Raw genomic sequence first — 19251 nt, 5'->3', positions numbered from 1 at the left:
TGCCTTGCTATTATTTATGCTCAGAGGTATCATGTCCACCCCGGGAGGAGGTGAAAATGATGCGAAAAGTAATGAAGATTGAAGCTAATGGGGACAGGTTTGTTTCATCCCTGAAGCTTCGGGTGGCGGCATATTGCCGCGTTTCCACCGACAATGACGATCAGCTTTTAAGCCTTGAAGCGCAAAAGCAGCACTATGAAAAAATCATCAGGGACAATCCGGAGTGGGAGTTTGCCGGGCTGTACTGCGACGAGGGCATTTCCGGCACTAAAAAGGAAAACCGTGAGGGGCTTTTGAGGCTTTTGCGGGACTGCGAGAAGCATAAGATTGACTTTATCATTACCAAATCCATCAGCCGGTTTGCGCGCAATACCGCCGACTGCCTTGAGATCGTCCGCAGGCTTTCGGAGCTTGGCATTTTCATCTATTTTGAAAAGGAGAACATCAACACGCACTCCATGGACAGCGAGCTTTTGCTTTCGGTGCTCAGCAGCCTTGCGGAAAATGAATCGGTTTCCATCTCGCAGAACAACAAATGGGGCGTCAAGAGGAGGTTTCAAAACGGGACGTTCAAGCTCTCAAGCCCGCCCTACGGTTATATATATTGCAACGGAACGATAGTTCCGCATCCAGAGGAGGCGGCGGTGGTTAAACGTATCTTTGCGGAAATTTTGACGGGCAGAGGCACCCATGCCGTGGCAGAAGGACTTAACGCTGACGGAATCAACCCCGCTCGGGGAAAGAAATGGACGGCGTCGGCTGTCCGCGGGATACTCGAAAATGAGAAGTATGTGGGCGATTCTCTTTTTCAAAAGACCTATACCGACGATAATTTTATCCGTCATTATAACCATGGCGAAGAAGAAATGTATTATATAAAAGATCATCATGAAGCGATCATAAGCCGGGAGGATTTTGAAGCGGCAAAGCGCATCTTGGCACAGCGCAGCCGTGAAAAAGGAATTGAAAAAGGCACAGGCAAATACCTGAACCGCTACGCTTTTTCCGGCAGGATTATCTGCGGCGAATGCGGCAGCGTATTCAAACGGCGGATCCATATGGCAAATAAGCCTGGGCAATACGTTGCATGGTGCTGCAGCAAGCACATTGCCAGCAAGACCAAGGATTGCTCCATGGTATATATTCGCGATGACCGCATCAAAGAGGCGTTCGTTTTGATGATGAACAAATTATACAGCAACCATAACATCATTTTGAAGCCGCTGGTTGAAGCTATGAAGGAACAGGATGCAAGCGGTTCTTATGCAAAGATAAGAGAAATTGACGCAAAAATAGAGGAAAACGCGGAGCGGGCGCAGATACTGGTCAGTTTCCTGACGAAAGGGTATCTGGATCCCGTTCTTTTTAATAAGCAGAACAATGAACTTAAGGCAGAAACGGCAAGGCTCAGGGAACAGCGGGCAGCGCTGGCAGCGTCTTCTGCAGGAGGACTGTCTGCGCTTTCAGAAGCGGAAGCGTTGCTTAAATACCTGTCAAAAGAAGGCGGCATTATTGAGGAGTTTGATGAATTTCTCTTTGAAAGGTTTGTGGAAGGCATTACCGTTTTTTCGCCAGCAGAGATTGGATTCCGAATGAAATGCGGCCTTGTCTTAAAGGAAAGGATTGAACGGTAAATGGCGCATATACCATACGGATATAAAATTAAAAACGGGTCTGCATCTCTTGACAAAAACAAAGCCGCGCAAGTCAAGATGCTTTTTGAAGAATATGCCGGAGGCTTGTCTTTGGAGGGCGCGGCAAATAAGGCGGGCATTCCCCGCAGGCATGCTTCGATTGGAAAAATGCTTTCCGACGAGCGGTATCTTGGCGACGGATTTTATCCTGCCATTATCGGTGCGGAGCTTTTTAATCGTGTTCAGGAAGAGCGCATACGGCGCGCAGAGATGCTTGGGAGAAACCGGAATTACTTTGCTGACGATAAAGCAAACATCTCGCCTTTTTGGGGCAGGATTTTCTGCGGCGAATGCGGCAGCGAATACCGGCGTTACGCGGAAAATGGCAAGGAACGGTGGAGATGCAGCAGGCGTATTGTCAAAGGGCGGCTGTGCTGCGCCAGTCCAGTGATATCGGAACAGAGTCTTGAAGAAGCATTCATGGAGGTTGTCTGTGCGCTGGATATGGAGGATGTAAAAGCAAGGCCGCCCAAAAAGAGGATGATTATTGAGAAGAAATATGATGATCCGCTTAAGCAGGCAGAGTATGTTTACTCGCTGGTAGAAGCAGATGATTTTGATTATATGACAGAAAAGTTGATAAACATTATGAAAAATGTGCCGGCGGTTTTTGACGGAAAGTTTATGTCAATGGTTGTTAAAAGAATTACGGTATTTCAGAGCGGGGCGGCGATGTTTGAACTTATAAACGGCAAAATATATGGGAAGGAGCTGATCATAGTTGGCGGCAGCAAAAACCGTGTCGGTAATACCGGCAAAACCGAAGCAGAATAGAACTGCAGAGGCTAATGCCAGGCAAAAGCTGCGGGTAGCGGCCTACTGCAGGGTTTCCACTGACAATGAAGAGCAGGCGTCCAGTTATGAAGTGCAGATAGAGCATTATACCAGATACATCCAAAGCAATCCGGAGTGGGAACTGGCCGGAATTTTTGCGGATGAAGGCATTACCGGAACAAATACGAAGAAAAGAGCGGAATTTAACCGCATGATCGAGGAATGCATGGCTGGCAGAATTGACATGGTGATAACCAAGTCCATCAGCCGCTTTGCCCGGAATACCCTCGATTGCTTGAAATACATACGCCAGTTGAAGGACAAGGGCATACCGGTGTTTTTCGAGAAGGAAAACATTAACACCATGGACAGCAAGGGAGAAATCCTTTTGACTATCATGGCAAGCCTTGCGCAGCAGGAAAGCCAGTCGCTCAGCCAGAATGTCAGGATGGGCATTGCATTTCGGTTTCAAAACGGCGAGATACAGGTAAACCATAACCGGTTCTTAGGTTATACAAAGGATGAAAACAAACGGCTGGTTATTGTTCCCGAGGAAGCGGAAATCGTCAAACGCATTTATCGGGAGTTTCTTGAGGGCGCGAGCCTTCTGCAGATAGGCCGTGGCCTTGAAGCTGACGGCATTCTTACCGCCGCAGGCAAACCTAAATGGCGGCCGGAAACTATCCGAAAGATACTCAAAAACGAGAAGTACATTGGGGACGCTCTTTTGCAAAAGACTTATACAGTGGATTTCCTTTCCAAGAAGCGGGTTATTAATAACGGCATCGTGCCGCAGTATTATGTAGAAAACAGCCACGAGCCGATCATTCCGCGGGAGCTTTTTTTGCAGGTACAGGAGGAGCTGGCAAGACGGGCAAACCTTCGGAGCGGCGAGAAAGGCGGCAAGCGCGTTTACAGTTCCAAATATGCTCTGTCGAGTATTGTTTTTTGCGGAGAGTGCGGTGAAATTTACCGCAGGGTGCATTGGAACAACCGCGGCAAAAAGTCCATAGTTTGGCGGTGCGTAAGCAGGCTGGAGGAAAAAGGTTCTGACTGCGGCTCGCCGACTGTATCAGAGGAAGACTTGCAGAAAGCAGTGCTCAAGGCTATCAACAGCATAATTGCCGGGCGTGATGAGTTTATTGAAACTCTCCGCAGGAACATTGAAACGGCGTTGGGCGGGGAGTTTGACGAAAGCACGGAAGCTATAGATAAAAAGCTTGAAGAACTGCAGCATGAACTCTTGCGGCTTGCCAGCACAAAAGCAGCCTATGACAGTGTGGCAAACGAAATATACCGATTGCGGGAGCTGCGTCAGGAAACATTGGCCAGCAACTCTGAGCGGCAGAACAAGCGGCAGCGGATTGCAGAGATGATGGATTTTTTGGAAAGCCAGAGCGGCGTTATTTTTGAATATGATGAAAAGTTGGTTAGATGGCTGGTGGAGAAAGTCACTGTGTTTGAAGGCGGGATAGTGGTGAAATTTAAGACTGGCATTAGTGTGGAACTGGATTATAGGTAAAATTATTCGATAGTTATTGCATTATGCTATAGCATATGCTATAATATAATATCTGGAGGTGCATCTACATGCCGTTTGAAGACATTATAAAAGCTATTCGGGCGCAATTGAATATTACTCAAGAGCAGCTTGCTCGCGAGCTTAATATAAGTTTTTCAACTATTAACCGGTGGGAAAATGGGCATACCTCCCCTAGCAAATTAGCCAAGATGCGTCTTTTGGATTTTTGCAGCAAGAAAAATGTAGATGCAGCTATTGCCTCCGAGCTTGAAAAATCCTAACGCTGCAAAAACCAAAACACATATTGTATTGAAAGGGGAAATTACTATGGCCAGGGCAGATTTATTGAAAAAGCTTTTTAGTAGCTTTAAGCAAGATGATAAAGAAACTTTTTATAAAATAGCAAATGAGATTATTGAGGATGAACGCAAAAAAAATCATGGCATACTTGCTGATGACTTGAAAATGATCTTATCTAACGGTAATTCACCTGTTAAGCGTTCAACAGCGGCGTTTATTGCAAGCATGCCAAAGGATGCCGATAAAAATGCGTCTCTGGTTGAAGTGATATATCCGGAAAAGTACTTTTCTGATTTGATTATAACGCAAGAAAAACTCGGTCAATTGGAACAGGTTGTAAGAGAATTCAATAACTGGGATGTGTTAGCAAGTAATGGAGTTTTCCCAACAAGAAGAGTGCTTTTTTATGGGCCTCCTGGTTGTGGAAAAACCCTTGCTGCTCAAACGTTAGCATCGGAAATTGGCATTCCGATGCTGTATGTTAGATTTGACGCTCTAATATCTTCTTATTTAGGAGAAACCGCAAGCAACATACGTAAAGTGTTTGATTATGCAAAGAATGATAGCTGGGTTATTTTTTTTGATGAATTCGATGCGATTGGAAGAAGCAGGAACGATGCATCGGAACATGGGGAAATCAAACGAGTGGTCAATGCATTTTTACAGCAATTGGATAATTATAAAGGCCGTTCTTTAGTGATTGCTGCAACAAATTTTGAACAATCGCTTGACTATGCCATATGGCGCAGGTTTGATGAAACTATCCGTTTCGATATGCCAACGAATGAAGAGAAAATTGCTTTGTTTGCACTGAATATGAAAAGATTTAAGGGGCCGGATCATGTATTTGAGCAATACATGGAGCGTATGCATGCCTTTTCTCATGCTGATGTTGAAAAGGTCTGTCAATTTATAATGAAACAATGCATTCTTGAGGGAAGGAAAATATACACAAAGAAAGATGTCGATTATGCTGTAAGCAAACAAGAAGCTATTGTTTCATTAAGGAAAACTCAGTATTAAGTGAGGGAGGGGCTAAAAAATGGCTGTTCTAAATCATATTGAAATAATGAGGGAGGATACGGTTAGGCAATATCGGTTTCCATCTTTCCCTAACGCCCCTAGGCCTACCAATCGAGACAGGGCAACTCATGGCAAAAAACTAGGAGAAGAATTGTCTCAAACCACAGAATTTATAGAATCAAAACGCGTTCATTTGGGGATAGATTCGGAAAATCTCTTAGTTTTAGAGGTTATTAGTGATGCTATGTCCAGAGAAATTTTAGAAAATATGCTGGTTAAGTTTAATCTGTTTCTTGTTGAGGAGACGGATGTCATAGATCCAGCTAACCCTAACAAATCCAAACTTGTTATTCAATTTGAAGATAAGGCAGCGCTTAATTTATTTAACCAGGAAAGAGAATTATGGCAAAATGATGATCCAAATGATGCTATTTTAACCTATGCCCAAAGAAGAGATTTATTCAACTGCATAGAAAATATCAGAAACGTTTCTCGTGAAGATAGAATCGGTTCCCGTTTGAAGAAGTACTTTGATGATCCTTCCCTGTTCCCTGAAGGTTTTTTCGTTGTAAATATTGATGTGTGGTATAACGGAGACAGGTCGAAGATTATAGAAACGGAAAGAATTATAAAAAAGGCATTAGGGACTCAAGGAAGCACTTTGCTTGGGGATTTGTTTGAGATACCAAGTTTGTTGCTTGGCCGTGCACAAGTAAATGAGTTTACTTTAAATGCATTGCTGGATTTGGACGTTATAAGCCTTGTAGATTTGCCGCTTGGCACTGTTTCTGCGGAACAATATGAATTATACTCATTGCATTTTGACCCCATTATTCATGATAATCTTGGTGAGAATGCTCCCTTGGCCGCAGTGCTTGATTCAGGAGTTTTTTCCGCTAACCCTTTGTTAAGCAATGTTATAGTTGGAGAAGAAGAATTCGACAACACTGAAAATACAACCTCTGATTTGCATGGTCATGGGACAGGTGTTGCTGGTATAGTTGTTTATGGGGATTTTAATAAATGTATTGAATCAAAAGTTTTTACACCGTTAGTTCGGATATGCAATGGTAAAATAATGCATAATGAAAATGGGGATACTTGTTTTCCAGCGGATAAAAGACCGGAGCAGATAGTAAAAGAGGCTATTGAATATTTCTACAAGGAATATAATTGCAGGATTTTTAATTTGTCCGCAGGAGATATGGATCATTTATATAATGGTGGAAGGCAGTTTGCTTGGGCAGAAATGCTAGATCAATTATCAAGAAATTTAGATATCGTCATCATAGTAAGTGCGGGTAATGTGCCAAATCCTGCTATCAATGATTTTGATTCAAGAGATGCGCTTATGGAAAATTGCAGAAACCAACTGTTTCAGCCCGAGCATAGGCTTATTGATCCGGCTACTTCTGCTCTGAGCGTTACGGTAGGATCTATAACACGCTTTGATGAACCAGAGGTAACACAAAACCGTGGCGTAAGGCTGTCGGTGGGAGCAAAGAATTACCCTTCTGTATTTACAAGGATCGGGAGAGGCGTAAATAAAGCCATAAAGCCGGAGCTTGTGGACTATGGCGGGAATTATGCTGTTCATCAAATATCACGTGGCGACACAAGATGGTATAAAAATGACCGCAATCTGCTAGAGCCGACACTACATAACGGAAATGATAAAATATTCAAAGGCTATTGCGGGACAAGTTTCTCTGCACCGCATGTAACGCATATAGCGGCCAGAATTGAGCGTGCTCTTGAAGAGCAAATTGGAGAGAGGCCGTCGGCCAATTTAATCAGAGCTTTATTGGTAAATTCCGCAAGATATACGCCTGAAATGGTGGAGTGGACGGAAAAATCTATTGATGTGTTATATAATGGCAAGGGAAATCCAAAACAAGAGCGCAGGTTAAGGTTAATTGGCTTTGGGAAAGCGGATGACAGCATACTTTACTCACATGAAAAGCAAGTTACTTTATTTGCAGAAGACGAAATAAACTTGCGTTTGTTCCATTTATATAAAATACCTGTGCCAAAGGAATTTTTGTCTGTTCGTGCAGAAAAGAGAATTGCCATCAGTTTAGCTTATAATCCTATAACACGCTTGAGCCGCAAAGACTATCTTGCATGCAATTTATGGTTTGAGGTTTTCCGTAAAATAGATGAAGAAACATTATTGCAGTATAGGGCAAAAAAAGAATCAGGCGAAGATAATGAAGACGATTTGGAAAACTTGCCTGATGAAAATAAAGCGGCATTTTATCCGGGATATAAGGAAATTTCAAAATCAACGCTGCAACAGCGCATATGGACAAAAAGCGCAACTGGCGGGAGAGATCTTCTTTGGAACGAAAATGAACCGTATGTTTATATTTTAGTTACAGGAAAAGAACGGTTTAAATATGCTGAACAAGAGTTACCTCAACCTTATGCGTTAGCTATTACTTTTTCATACTCCGGTCAAGAAGATATTAAGCTTTATGAAAAACTTCAAAGTAATGTAAGGATTAGAGATCGTCAGAGAGAGCGTACACGTGCACAAATTAGAATATAGTATAAATTTCGCATAAAGCAGGTGGCGCTAATGGTGCATAGGACACAAGAGGAACAGCGGCACTATAATATGAGCCGCATCCGTAGCAAGAATACAAGAATTGAAACTGTTTTTAGAAAAGCGCTATGGCGGGAAGGAATAAATTATAGGAAAAATTATCAATTGCTTCCCGGAAAACCTGATATAGCAATAACAAAATATAAGATTGCAATTTTTTGCGATGGAGAATTTTGGCACGGAAAAGATTGGGAGATAAAGAAGCCTAAAATTAAAAATAACCGGGATTATTGGATACAAAAAATAGAAAAGAATATGGAACGTGATATTGAAATTGATCAACAGCTTAAATCTATGGGGTGGCGTGTTCTAAGATTTTGGGGCAGGGATATCGTAAAAAATTTAGAAGATTGTATTAAAACAGTTAAAGAAACTATATTCCAGGTTAAGTTGGAAGAATATACTGATAAATATGCCAATGAATTGGAGCGATGAATTAAGTTTATAGTAGTTTAAAAAAGCTTTTGTTATAATAGACACAAGTTATTATAAAGGGAGATTGAATGGTTATGTTTACATCTGTTGAAATATGCGCCGGAGCCGGAGGCCAAGCGCTAGGGCTTGAAATGGCTGGGTTTGAACATGTTGCTTTAGTAGAAATAGAGAAAGAGTATTGCACAACCCTGAAGCTTAATCGTCCCAAATGGAATGTGATAAATGAAGACGTTAGGCTGTTCGACGGAAATGCTTACCGTGGAATTGATTTGCTCGCAGGAGGTGTGCCTTGCCCGCCATTTTCTGTTGCAGGCAAACAACTTGGGTCGGAAGATGAGCGTGATTTATTCCCTGAAGCAATAAGGCTGACAGAGGTTATTAAGCCAAAGGCGGTAATGCTTGAAAATGTGAGGGGCATTCTTGATTCTATATTTGACGAATACAGAAAAAAAATTAAAGATAGTCTGGAAGCACTAGGTTATCAGGTTGAATGGAGGCTATTAAATGCTTCTGACTACGGTGTACCGCAATTGCGGCCCCGCGTTGTTTTTGTGGCAATAAGAAATGACTTAGCAGCAGATTTCACATTTCCGACAGAAATCATGCATGCTCCTACAGTTGGAGAAATATTAGGTGATTTAATGGGAGCAAATGGCTGGATAGGAGTTAAACAATGGATAGAGCAGGCAAATGATATTGCCCCGACCATTGTTGGGGGTTCAAAAAAACATGGTGGGCCTGATTTAGGGCCTACCCGGGCGAAACGTGCATGGGCTGCTTTGGGAGTTGATGGAAGCGGAATTGCAAACGATGCGCCAGCTCGTGACTTTGTTGGAATGCCTAAATTGACTAACCGGATGGTAGCAAGGCTTCAGGGATTCCCTGATGATTGGATCTTTAGCGGTTCCAAAACCAGCGTTTACCGCCAGATCGGTAACGCATTCCCACCTCCTGTAGCATGTGCGGTTGGAACCCAGATAAGAAAGTGTTTGCTTAAAGCAAACAAACTTGAAATGAAAGGAGCGTGATATTTATATGAATGCATATTTTAGCGAGGCTAGGAAAAAATATCATGCTAATTTGTTAAATTCTATTCTTACAGTCGGGAGCAATGGAATTCCAAGCAATGCTGACAAAGACAGCCGTTTATCTGTTGAGATAGCTAAGGGAATTACCAATTTGCTCGAAACAAATGTAGGAATAAAAGCAGCGGGCCAGACAAGCGGTTCTCAATTTGAGGCCATAAATATGGAATTTCTTAAGGATACCTTTTTGAAACTGGGGAATATACGGCCAGGGAATTGGGATATCCAACGGATAGGCAATAGAGATAGGTTAGCAATATCACGGTTCGAGCAATATGCCCATTTATATGATTTGAACGAGATTTCAAAAGGGAATCCGGAACTTGCAGCTATTTTGGGAAGTGACTATACAATAACGCCAGATGTTATAATATCACATACTCCGTTCGATGATGAAGTTATAAATACACCTACTGTTTTGGTGGATGACAGTGTATGTCTTAAAACCGTATTGAGAAAATCTAATGGAGGTAAAGATATACTTCATGCAAGTATTTCTTCAAAATGGACTATTAGATCTGATAGGAGCCAAAATAGCCGTACAGAAGCGCTAAATTTAATTCGTAATAGGAAAGGCCACCTGCCTCATATTGTGGTTGTAACTGGTGAACCATTACCAAGCAGAATTGCGTCAATTTCTTTGGGAACGGGTGATATTGATTGTGTTTATCATTTTGCACTATATGAATTGATACAGGCTGTAAATGAATTTGGCAATGATGACTCTATTGTTTTGATGCAAACCATGATAAATGGTAAAAGGCTCAAAGATATATCTGATTTGCCTTTAGACCTTGCTGTGTAACTAATACATATGTTTATATACAAAAGCGGGATTTACGTGAGATCTATCAGATTTTCAAATTCAAAGCAGCGAAATGCTTATAATTATGGATAGAATTGTTAAAAGCAGAGATCGTATTTTTTGATTTATGCAAAGAAGATGCTGATGGTTATACGGGAGTTTGAAAACGAAATCGATTCAAGGAACCTTATGGCAAGTAAAGCTTAATCAGGTTGTAAAAGCTGAGGCATTCATTGTTAAATGACATTAGTGTTATAGGTTAGAAGAAGAGAACGGTTTTTCAAAGAATATCTATTCTGTCAATTTGTGCAATTTTAAAGATGGCATTTTGCCGATTGATATGTTTCCGCGAACGCCGGAGACATTTTTCTTCAAATGACATCAATTCAATCGTCTCACGTCATGTTGAGTGCGTAGTATTGATGTCAAGGGTGGGGAAGTGAGGGTGCGGAAAGTCCAGCAATACTATACTGGTTCCTCGCTATTTTGTGTGTGTTGGCAATTACAGAAATGATAAAATGGAGCTATGAACAACAAAGAACCTACGCAATCGAAATAGCACCAAGCAAATGAGCGACCTCTTACGGTTAACCGATTTAATGGCGATACCAATTCTCTCTTTAAATGTTTAAATTATCCAGTCGACAGTTGCATTTATCCTACGCAATTTTATGGAAAAAAACACCTTGATTATACCAGTGCTTCGATAGGCAATCCCACCCTTTCACCCTTGGTCAGCTAGGCAGTAGATAAGCCCCACTCCCAGACCCAACGATATAGATGTAAAGATACCCACCTCGTCGCTTCGCGCATCTCATCAATGAGATATCGAAGCGGCACATCTCGATGACGAGAGGCAGGGAGGTGGTGAAAGAAAAACAATCGCTTAAGATTAAAAGCCAGCACTTGAAATCCGATCATCGCTTTGATCGCCACCGAATCGTGCACGAAGCAGTGGTCCAAGGCGTTGAACGTCTTAAGGTTGCGAAATCCAATATTCTCAATATCCCAACGAGCGGCGGCAATTTGTGCGATCGTCTGGGTATCCGCTTTTTCGGATGAGCATGTGGTTGCTATCCAGCGCTCCACCACATCAGTGACAAAGACTTCTTTGTTTGCTTCGATGACTGTCTTGTTGGTATGACGAATGATTTTTACGATTCGCATGGGCACGCGAACTTGCGGCCATTGTGCCAATCCCTCTTCGTCCCAAGCTTGAACGTAAACGGTATTCCCTTTTCCATCTCTTTCTTCCCAAGTGGAGTCCGGAAGCCGGTTCGCAAAGCAGGCATTTGCCTCTTTCATTATCCGTCGACGTTCTTCTTTCATGCGAACAACTACATGAGCGCCTGCATCCAGAGCGGCATGAATGACGGGTGCTTTGGCAAACAGCGCGTCTAACGTGTATACATCCGTTATTTTTCCATAGGTCTCGGCCATACGTCGGATCAATCGTTGGGCGACGGTGGTTTCTCCTTCATCCTTGTCCACCCCATCCTGAGGTTTTCGCATTTCCCAGTCATAAATCAGGTTCGCGTTGCCGCCAACCTGTTGGGCGACTACGACCGCATGATAATAGTCGGTGGTTTTGTCGCGGTGTTCGCGCGTGAGGCATTCGGGACAACGATAGGCCTTGGTGTGGAATAACTCCACGCCATCGATGGCAGTCACTCGCCAACCATTGATGCTTTCCTTCTGCGGGCCGCGTTGCTCCTTATATCGCTGGATCACACAGTTATGCTGCTCTCGTTGCTCTTTTAGATCCCATTTCATCAAGGCTTGTCGCACCGTATCATGTGATGGCAATCGAATGTTTTTGGGAACCAATTGACGGAATACCCCGGTTTTTTGCCAACGGTCCATCTGCTCCATACTTTCCATACAGAAAAAGGCGCCAAAAAAAGCGACGGTAAAAATGGCTGGGGCTTTGATACGGGGTTGTTTGCGACCATCCTTTGCTTGACGGACCATCTGCGAAAAGCCATATACCTTTGAGGCGTACTGCGTAAAATGTTGAATTAGTCGGCCCGCTTTTTTTCCACCAGGTGTTCTACAAAAAATTTTCTGGACTTCTTCGAGTGGCTGTGCTACGCTTTGCACTGAGGATTCCCCCTTTGTTCAGTGTTTTGCTTTGCAACCACTCACTTCGACAAAGGCAACGGGAATCCTTTAAAATTTTCTGGAAATTAATCTAATTATATCCATTTTCCCGTGGGAATTGTCGCGTTTTCACGACAATTCTCCAACAGCGCCTCAGACAGGGGATTAGCAGACTTTTTTATTAAAGATGCGTGGGTTCTGGAGGGAGAGTTGAAATGGCTAAGAATTGGTATCCTGTCATCAACTATGACAACTGTATTGAGTGTGGCTCTTGCATCAACAAATGTTCGCATGGAGTTTTCAAGAAAGATGTACAAAGACCCGAGGTCATATATCCGGAAGGATGCATAGACGGCTGCCGCGGATGTCAGAATCTGTGTTCTGCAGAAGCAATCACATATTATGGAGATACCGGCGGGAAAAAATCATGCGGCTGCAGCTGCTGTGGCTAATGCTTTAATGAAACAACTGCATGTTTTGCATTGAAACATGCGGTTGTAAAAAAGCATACTTCTGCAGATATGTAGATAATAAAACCATGAAGGGCAAAAGCCGGGGCATGTTTTTAACCGGCTTTTTATAATGAGCGAGGAGGTTTTAAATGTTTACGGCAATACTATATTTCCTGGCGGCAGGATTGCTTTTGCTTTCTTTTTTAAAAGACAGAAAAAAGACAAAAATGGCTTTAAAAAAAGCATGGAAGTCTTTTGAAAATATACTTCCGCAATTTCTATCCATTTTAATAATTATAGGGATTATGCTTGCAGTGTTAAGCCCGGAAACAATATCCAAACTAATCGGCCAGCAGTCAGGGTGGATCGGTATGGTTATTGCATCTGTCATCGGTTCAATTACGTTAATACCTGGATTTGTTGCTTTTCCGCTGGCATCGGCACTGCTTAAAAGTGGAGCAGGCTTTATGCAAATTGCAGTGTTCATTTCAACGCTGATGATGGTCGGTATTGTTACCGTACCTGTAGAGATAAAATACTTTGGGAAAAAGGCTACAATTTTAAGAAATGGTTTGGCATTCATATTCTCATTTGTTGTGGCGATAGCAATAGGGGTGGTGTTGAGATGAAAGAAATTATTAAACGGTATAAGTTTTTTATAATCCTTGTGGCAGTCAATTCAGGAATTCTGGCAATTTACCCTTCCATCGGACAGAAATCAATAAGTATAACATGGAGCAATACCCTTGAAATGCTTTCGGTAATACCGCCCATATTTATTCTTCTTGGACTATTGGATGTATGGGTACAGCGTGAAACCATGATTAAGCTGATGGGTGAGAAATCAGGATTCATCGGAGTTGCATTAGCATTCTTTTTAGGTTCTGCGGCTGCAGGACCATTATATGCGGCGTTCCCTGTTGCCGGGGTTCTATTAAAAAAGGGAAGCAAGTTTTCCAATGTACTTATTTTTATTGGCGCATGGTCAACAACAAAAATACCCATGCTGCTGTTTGAGGCATCTTCAATGGGATGGAAGTTTATGATTACGCGGTTTATAATAGACATACCCGGAATTGCTTTGATAGCATATGCAACGGAAAAGCTTTTAAGCGATAAGGAAAAGCAGTACATCTATGATAATGCGGTTTCATTGAAATAAGAAGTTCATTAAAGACGAAACTGCCATTAAAGGTGATGAGTACAGTGTCAGTGTGTATTAATCATATTTGGGAAAAATTCAGCGGACCTCTGAAAAATTTTATAAGGAAACGCATACCGAATGAGCAAGATGTTGATGATGTTTTGCAGGAAGTTTTTTTAAAAATACATGCAAATATTGAAAACTTGAGCGACGATCAAAAAATGTATGCCTGGATATACAGAATAACTCGAAATGCAATTGCAGATTATTATAGAAGGATTGAGAAATCTGTTGATTTGTTGGAATCCCCTGAAGATTTGGCAATCGGGCATGATGAGGATATAAATCAAAATGTGGAAATAGCAGCTTGTTTAAAGTCTATGATAGACAGCTTGCCTGAAAAATATAAGGAAGCCGTTTTATTAACTGAATTTCAAAATTTAACCCAAAAAGAGTTAAGTGAAAGAATGGGATTATCATTATCAGGTGCAAAATCGAGAGTGCAGCGTGGAAGAGAAAAATTGAAAGAAATGCTTTTGGGCTGCTGTCATCTTGAGTTTGACCGACTGGGAAACGTTATCGACTACAAACATAAAAGCAGCGGATGTAAATATTGCTAAATAAATTAAGGCGAAAAATGCGTCCTTTTTTCTTTTTCAGCGTCTTTATAAGTGAAAAGTCTGCAGACTGAAAATATAAGGAGTGGTATGCGTGATTAATAAAAATAATAATTCTGACTGTTGTTCCTGTAACCCGGGGTGTTGTGGAAGCACACAAGATAGTAAGGTTGATAAAAGGCGTATCGTAATTGACTTTTTATATCTGGATTTAAGTGTTTGTACACGGTGCCGGGGGACTGATGCAAACCTTGACGAAGCACTGGCGGAAGTCTCGCAAGTGCTTGAAGCAACAGGGGTTGAAGTCATAGTAAACAAAATCAATGTAAAAAATGAGGAATTAGCGTTAATGCATAAATTTGTAAGTTCGCCTACGATACGTGTGAACGGCAGCGATATTCAAATGGAGGTCAGAGAGAGCCTTTGTGAATCATGCGGTGATTTATGCGGAGACAAAGTTGACTGTCGTGTTTGGGTTTATCAGGGTAAGGAATATACAGTACCTCCAAAAGCTATGATTATTGAAGCAATCCTGAAAGCGGTATATGGAGGGGGCGTAGCCATCAGTGACACAGTACAGGAATATGTAATGCCCGAGAACCTAAAACATTTTTATGAATCCATAAAAAGCAAGAAGCAGCAAACAGAAAACACATGTAGCGGATCTTCCGGTTCAACCCTATGCTGCTAATGAATACGTTGCGTAAAAGAGGTCGAGTGATCGGCTTCTTTTCTTTTGAAACAAATATGTTTTTTATTTTTTTAAAATGAACACCTATTGCAGCACGCGGCATATAATTGTATAATAAAGTATATTCGTTTATGCGGATATAAGCATAAAGTTGGAGGTGAAATTAAAATATATAATGCGCCACATGCTTAATATTTCCTGAATCAGTGACAGGATAAAAAGTAAATAGTCGAAATTCAGCGCATTTCCCCGTATAATAGAGATAAACGAGTTTAATCGGAGTGATTTAAACTCACCGACGGGGTGAATGCATGACCATGAAGAAGTTCATTATCGAGCAATCGAATGAGGAGCTTACACCGGTAACTGGATTGGCGCTCGTGGGCGCCTTGTTAAGAAAGACTTCATTGAAATTGCGATTGGATAAGTCCACTGTGCCCACTTGTTTGACACCAGATATAAGCCACGGAACTGTTGCTCTGAGCTACCTGGGCCTTCTCTGTCAGGGAAAGAATGACTTCGATGCGATTGAGCTGGCTCGTGGAGATGACTTTTTTCGATACGCCATGGGCGTCGACATCGTACCCTCCAGTCCCACGTTACGACAACGATTTGAAAAGGTTGTTGAGACGGATTTGAAATGGAACGACATCATTATGGAAGAATCTGCTCGTCTCATCAAAAAGGCAAAAGCTCCCCTGACACCTGTTCGGGTCGGCGCTACAGACTATCTGACGGTAGACGTAGATGTGACGCCATTGGATAATTCCGGTTCCAAAAAAGAGGGGGTGACGCGCACCTACAAAGGTCATGATGGCTTTGCGCCCATACTGGCCTACCTCGGTCAGGAAGGCTACTGCATAAACGTTGAGCTGCGTCCGGGCAAAGATCATAGCCAGAAAGGAACGCCCCAGTTCTTAACAAAGAGCATCAATTACGCACGCCAGTGCGGAGCTGAGAAGCTTCTGGTACGCATGGATTCCGGCTTTGACAGCGTCGATAACATACGTGTCCTCCGCGCAGAGAATGTTGACTACATAATCAAACGTAACCTTCGCCAAGAAACTCCCGAAATGTGGAGGGACATCGCCCTTAAAAATGGGCAGGCCCGAATTGTTCGGGAAGGAAAAGTGGAGTATATGGGCAGTGTAATGTGGAAGGTCGGCAATATGGAACAACGTGAACGGGTGGTTTTCCATGTCGTGGAACGAACCATCTTGTCCAATGGGCAGCAATTGCTGCTTCCAGAGTTAGAAGTGGCCACGTACTGGACGTCGTTACCCGTCTCGCCGGAAGAATTGATCCATTTGCAAAGAGATCACGGAACCAGCGAGCAATTCCATAGCGAGTTAAAAACGGACCTTGATTTGGAACGACTGCCTAGTGGAAAATTTAAGGTCAATGATCTGGTCTTTCATTTCGGTGCGCTTGCCTATAACCTGCTTCGCATCGTTGGTCAAATGAGCTTACACCATCCGGATTCTCCCCTAAAGAGAAAGGCCCATACGCAGCGCCGCCGGATACGCACGGTACTTCAAAATGTGATCACCATTGCGTCTCGATTGGTGAGACATGCCAGACAAGTGAAGCTCCGGCTCGGGGCGCATAGTCCCTGGTACGCAACGTTTAAGGATCTCTATCTTGCTTTTTCGTAAACGGCAAGAATTTCCTAAAAAATCAAATTCATTCGATGGGATAGACCTTTGGATGTAAAATGTGTCAAAGGTTAGCTTTGCTATACGCTTTTATGGATCTCGTTTCTTGACGGCACCACCTTCTTTGATAAGGCGACGTGTTCAAATGGCTATCTAAGGAAATTGGATTAAATTCTTGTAATACGAATTACTTTTTGTGGAAAATCATTGGGGTACTGCTAAGTCGACTCACGGATTCAGGATTAGGATTGCGCAGGTTCTGCATGTAATTATGCCCTGCGAGGATGTGTTTACAGTCCTGCTTCCGATTGCTGTAGCTGTTCATCAATATCGCGTCCGCCGTACATAATGCGGATAACCGCGACTGTCATTTTTGCTTCCACGGGCAGATAAAATGCCAAATAATTGTCTATTGGCAAAACCCGCAGGCCTTTGCTATGCCACGGCTCTTTTTCATAAAGATGATACCGTAGCGGCATTTCATTTAACTTCGCCACCGCATCTATGATCCGCCGTACTTGATTCTTGGCAATTTCCTGCTCAAGCAGTGAGAATGCGATGTACTCGAATATGCTGCGCAAGTCGCGCTCAGCTTGCTCGGTGTAAACAACTATCCACTCGCTCATATTCTATAGTCCTGGCGCATTCTTTCGGCGACGTTTTCTGCAGAGACGACCCTTCCAGCGGTCAGATCGGCCAGACCTTTCTCGATCTCAACATTGAATTGCTCCCCTGTAAGCGTACCCACTGACAGGGGTTTACTTTGCGGGAGCTTTAATTCAAAAGGAATACCTCGCTGAAGCACGACCTGCCTGAGAAAAAGTCCGATTGCATTTGACATCGGGATACCAAGCTGCTCTAGAATCAGCTCTGCCTGTTCTTTGATTTCCGGCTCGACTCGTGCAAATATATTTGATGTTCTTGCCATAATAAACACCTCCTATTCTGATAATATTATGCCCAATTGTATTGCGAAATGCAATCGATTAGCTAAAACGCCAACGAATTTAATCTAAATTCAATCGCCGCTATGATTTAGAATTACCAGTTCAGGAATTCGGTTCGCGCAGCCTGTGCGTCCGCTTCACAGGCGTAGAGGCGTTTTTGCAGCTTCACCGCTGCCTTCACCAGCGCTTCTTTTTCTCGCTTCGCCCGACGCTCCACAAGCCGGCCTAAAAACAATTTTGATTGGCATAAAATAACATTGACATTTCCGTGAATTGCTGATAAGATACAATACCGTCACGGGTATTGGCGGCGTCGCCAAGTGGTAAGGCAAAGGTCTGCAAAACCTTTATACCCCAGTTCGAATCTGGGCGCCGCCTCCAAAAATTTGGGCGATTAGCTCAGATGGTTAGAGCGCTTGCTTGACATGCAAGAGGTCAGCGGTTCGATTCCGTTATCGCCCACCATCTGTCTCGGCAGTTCAGTCGGTTAAGCAGAGGTAGAGGACGGATGATCCTCGTGGCGGTGGTTCGATTTCGCCTTTAGGCTTCATGTCACGGAGGGATTCCCGAGTGGCCAAAGGGAGCAGACTGTAAATCTGCCGGCTCTGCCTTCGAAGGTTCGAATCCTTCTCCCTCCACCATCACTGGGGTGTAGCCAAGCGGTAAGGCAGCGGACTTTGACTCCGCCATTCGTTGGTTCGAATCCAGCCACCCCAGCCATTTCGATCTCACTCTCCTGATCCATTAGCTCAGTTGGTAGAGCACCTGACTTTTAATCAGGGTGTCGCTGGTTCGAGTCCAGCATGGATCACCATGACGGCCCGTTGGTCAAGCGGTCTAAGACACCGCCCTTTCACGGCGGTAACAGGGGTTCGAATCCCCTACGGGTCACCATTTTTATTCCTCGATAGCTCAACGGTAGAGCAACCGGCTGTTAACCGGTAGGTTGTAGGTTCGAATCCTACTCGAGGAGCCATATTGTCGCGGGGTGGAGCAGTTGGTAGCTCGTCGGGCTCATAACCCGAAGGTCGCAGGTTCAAGTCCTGCCCCCGCAACCAAATTTCCTGGTCTTGCGGAGTGGTACTCAAGTGGCTGAAGAGGACGGTTTGCTAAATCGTTAGTGGTCGTAAGGCCAGCGTGGGTTCAAATCCCACCCACTCCGCCATCAAATTTTTTATTTGTCGTCCCAGATAAATAAGCCTTGTGCGGCGGTGTAGCTCAGTTGGTCTAGAGCATACGGTTCATACCCGTAGTGTCGTAGGTTCAAATCCTACCACCGCTACCAATTTCGAATTATCGACCATGCTGGAGAGATGGCCGAATTGAACGGGAGTGCTGCGCAGCTTGGCGAAGCGCTTGCTGTGGGATGCACCAAATCGCGTCATGCTGTACATTAAGA

At 43.3% G+C, this 19251-nt stretch carries 18 protein-coding genes and 10 tRNA genes; 25 read left to right on the top strand and 3 right to left on the bottom strand.

Going from position 1 to position 19251, the window contains the following annotated elements; all coding sequences use genetic code 11:
• Window positions 1–59: 59 nt before the first annotated feature.
• From HM1_RS13025 to HM1_RS15365, 9 genes are all read left to right on the top strand, one after another.
• Window positions 60–1634 (top strand): recombinase family protein, encoded by a 1575-nt coding sequence (locus HM1_RS13025; protein ID WP_041315623.1) that lies wholly within the window; start codon window positions 60–62, stop codon window positions 1632–1634.
• Window positions 1635–2468, top strand: a complete 834-nt coding sequence (locus tag HM1_RS13020; RefSeq protein ID WP_041313979.1) for a recombinase zinc beta ribbon domain-containing protein — start codon at window positions 1635–1637, stop codon at window positions 2466–2468.
• Window positions 2416–3990: a recombinase family protein gene (locus HM1_RS13015; RefSeq protein ID WP_012283852.1), complete on the top strand. Its 1575-nt coding sequence runs from the start codon at window positions 2416–2418 to the stop codon at window positions 3988–3990. Before HM1_RS13020 ends, HM1_RS13015 begins: the two co-directional genes overlap by 53 nt.
• 68 nt (window positions 3991–4058) lie before the next feature.
• A complete protein-coding gene (locus HM1_RS13010; RefSeq protein ID WP_041313976.1) occupies window positions 4059–4271 on the top strand; it encodes a helix-turn-helix domain-containing protein in 213 nt (70 codons plus the stop codon).
• Between the two features lie 46 nt (window positions 4272–4317).
• Window positions 4318–5313: an AAA family ATPase gene (locus HM1_RS13005; protein ID WP_012283851.1), complete on the top strand. Its 996-nt coding sequence runs from the start codon at window positions 4318–4320 to the stop codon at window positions 5311–5313.
• A gap of 19 nt (window positions 5314–5332) precedes the next feature.
• Window positions 5333–7864, top strand: a complete 2532-nt coding sequence (locus HM1_RS13000; RefSeq protein WP_012283850.1) for a S8 family peptidase — start codon at window positions 5333–5335, stop codon at window positions 7862–7864.
• Between the two features lie 30 nt (window positions 7865–7894).
• Complete coding sequence (locus HM1_RS12995; protein ID WP_012283849.1) at window positions 7895–8356, top strand: very short patch repair endonuclease; 462 nt, start codon at window positions 7895–7897, stop codon at window positions 8354–8356.
• 74 nt (window positions 8357–8430) lie between these two features.
• Window positions 8431–9384, top strand: coding sequence for a DNA cytosine methyltransferase (locus HM1_RS12990; protein ID WP_202943742.1), 954 nt, complete (start codon window positions 8431–8433; stop codon window positions 9382–9384).
• Between the two features lie 7 nt (window positions 9385–9391).
• A complete protein-coding gene (locus HM1_RS15365) occupies window positions 9392–10246 on the top strand; it encodes an NgoMIV family type II restriction endonuclease (RefSeq protein ID WP_083765253.1) in 855 nt (284 codons plus the stop codon).
• Between the two features lie 738 nt (window positions 10247–10984).
• Here the strand turns inward: HM1_RS15365 and HM1_RS15615 are convergent.
• The gene (locus HM1_RS15615) at window positions 10985–12346 is read right to left on the bottom strand and encodes a transposase (RefSeq protein ID WP_012283846.1); all 1362 of its coding nucleotides are present in this window, start codon (window positions 12344–12346) and stop codon (window positions 10985–10987) included.
• A 215-nt stretch (window positions 12347–12561) separates the two neighbouring features.
• On the opposite strand from HM1_RS15615, the gene HM1_RS15355 reads away from it, so the two are divergent.
• From HM1_RS15355 to HM1_RS12965, 6 genes are all read left to right on the top strand, one after another.
• Complete coding sequence (locus tag HM1_RS15355; protein ID WP_083765252.1) at window positions 12562–12798, top strand: 4Fe-4S dicluster domain-containing protein; 237 nt, start codon at window positions 12562–12564, stop codon at window positions 12796–12798.
• Between the two features lie 149 nt (window positions 12799–12947).
• Window positions 12948–13427 carry a permease gene (locus HM1_RS12980; RefSeq protein ID WP_041313973.1) on the top strand — a complete coding sequence of 160 codons (480 nt, stop codon included), beginning with the start codon at window positions 12948–12950 and terminating at the stop codon, window positions 13425–13427.
• Window positions 13424–13960: a permease gene (locus tag HM1_RS12975; RefSeq protein WP_041313971.1), complete on the top strand. Its 537-nt coding sequence runs from the start codon at window positions 13424–13426 to the stop codon at window positions 13958–13960. The genes HM1_RS12980 and HM1_RS12975 overlap by 4 nt, the downstream gene beginning before the upstream one ends.
• A 44-nt stretch (window positions 13961–14004) precedes the next feature.
• Entirely contained in the window at window positions 14005–14562 is a 558-nt protein-coding gene (gene sigZ, locus HM1_RS12970) for an RNA polymerase sigma factor SigZ (RefSeq protein ID WP_236995024.1), read from the top strand.
• A gap of 91 nt (window positions 14563–14653) precedes the next feature.
• Window positions 14654–15250 (top strand): DUF2703 domain-containing protein, encoded by a 597-nt coding sequence (locus HM1_RS15350; RefSeq protein WP_202943741.1) that lies wholly within the window; start codon window positions 14654–14656, stop codon window positions 15248–15250.
• Between the two features lie 311 nt (window positions 15251–15561).
• A complete protein-coding gene (locus HM1_RS12965; RefSeq protein WP_012281191.1) occupies window positions 15562–16905 on the top strand; it encodes an IS1380-like element ISHmo1 family transposase in 1344 nt (447 codons plus the stop codon).
• A gap of 290 nt (window positions 16906–17195) precedes the next feature.
• Here the strand turns inward: HM1_RS12965 and HM1_RS12960 are convergent, their stop codons facing one another.
• Entirely contained in the window at window positions 17196–17531 is a 336-nt protein-coding gene (locus tag HM1_RS12960) for a type II toxin-antitoxin system RelE/ParE family toxin (RefSeq protein ID WP_041313968.1), read from the bottom strand.
• Window positions 17528–17833 (bottom strand): type II toxin-antitoxin system RelB/DinJ family antitoxin, encoded by a 306-nt coding sequence (locus HM1_RS12955; RefSeq protein ID WP_012283842.1) that lies wholly within the window; start codon window positions 17831–17833, stop codon window positions 17528–17530. The genes HM1_RS12960 and HM1_RS12955 overlap by 4 nt, the downstream gene beginning before the upstream one ends.
• Window positions 17834–18158: 325 nt before the next feature.
• On the opposite strand from HM1_RS12955, the gene HM1_RS12950 reads away from it, so the two are divergent.
• The 10 genes from HM1_RS12950 to HM1_RS12905 all read left to right on the top strand — a co-directional run bounded on the left by HM1_RS12950 (window position 18159) and on the right by HM1_RS12905 (window position 19137).
• Window positions 18159–18233 (top strand) — tRNA-Cys (locus tag HM1_RS12950).
• A 7-nt stretch (window positions 18234–18240) separates the two neighbouring features.
• Window positions 18241–18317, top strand: a tRNA-Val gene (locus tag HM1_RS12945).
• Window positions 18318–18408: 91 nt separating this feature from the next.
• A tRNA-Tyr gene (locus HM1_RS12940) sits at window positions 18409–18493 on the top strand.
• 4 nt (window positions 18494–18497) lie between these two features.
• Window positions 18498–18572, top strand: a tRNA-Gln gene (locus tag HM1_RS12935).
• Window positions 18573–18590: 18 nt separating this feature from the next.
• Window positions 18591–18666: transfer RNA gene (locus tag HM1_RS12930), tRNA-Lys, on the top strand.
• Between the two features lie 4 nt (window positions 18667–18670).
• A tRNA-Glu gene (locus HM1_RS12925) sits at window positions 18671–18746 on the top strand.
• Between the two features lie 7 nt (window positions 18747–18753).
• A tRNA-Asn gene (locus HM1_RS12920) sits at window positions 18754–18828 on the top strand.
• A gap of 6 nt (window positions 18829–18834) precedes the next feature.
• A tRNA-Met gene (locus HM1_RS12915) sits at window positions 18835–18910 on the top strand.
• 16 nt (window positions 18911–18926) lie between these two features.
• Window positions 18927–19017 (top strand) — tRNA-Ser (locus tag HM1_RS12910).
• Window positions 19018–19059: 42 nt separating this feature from the next.
• Window positions 19060–19137, top strand: a tRNA-Met gene (locus tag HM1_RS12905).
• Window positions 19138–19251 lie beyond the last annotated feature (114 nt).

Source organism: Heliomicrobium modesticaldum Ice1 (assembly GCF_000019165.1).
Classification (GTDB): domain Bacteria; phylum Bacillota; class Desulfitobacteriia; order Heliobacteriales; family Heliobacteriaceae; genus Heliomicrobium; species Heliomicrobium modesticaldum.
Note: the sequence above shows the minus strand (reverse complement) of the source record. Positions and strands in the feature narration are given on the sequence as shown.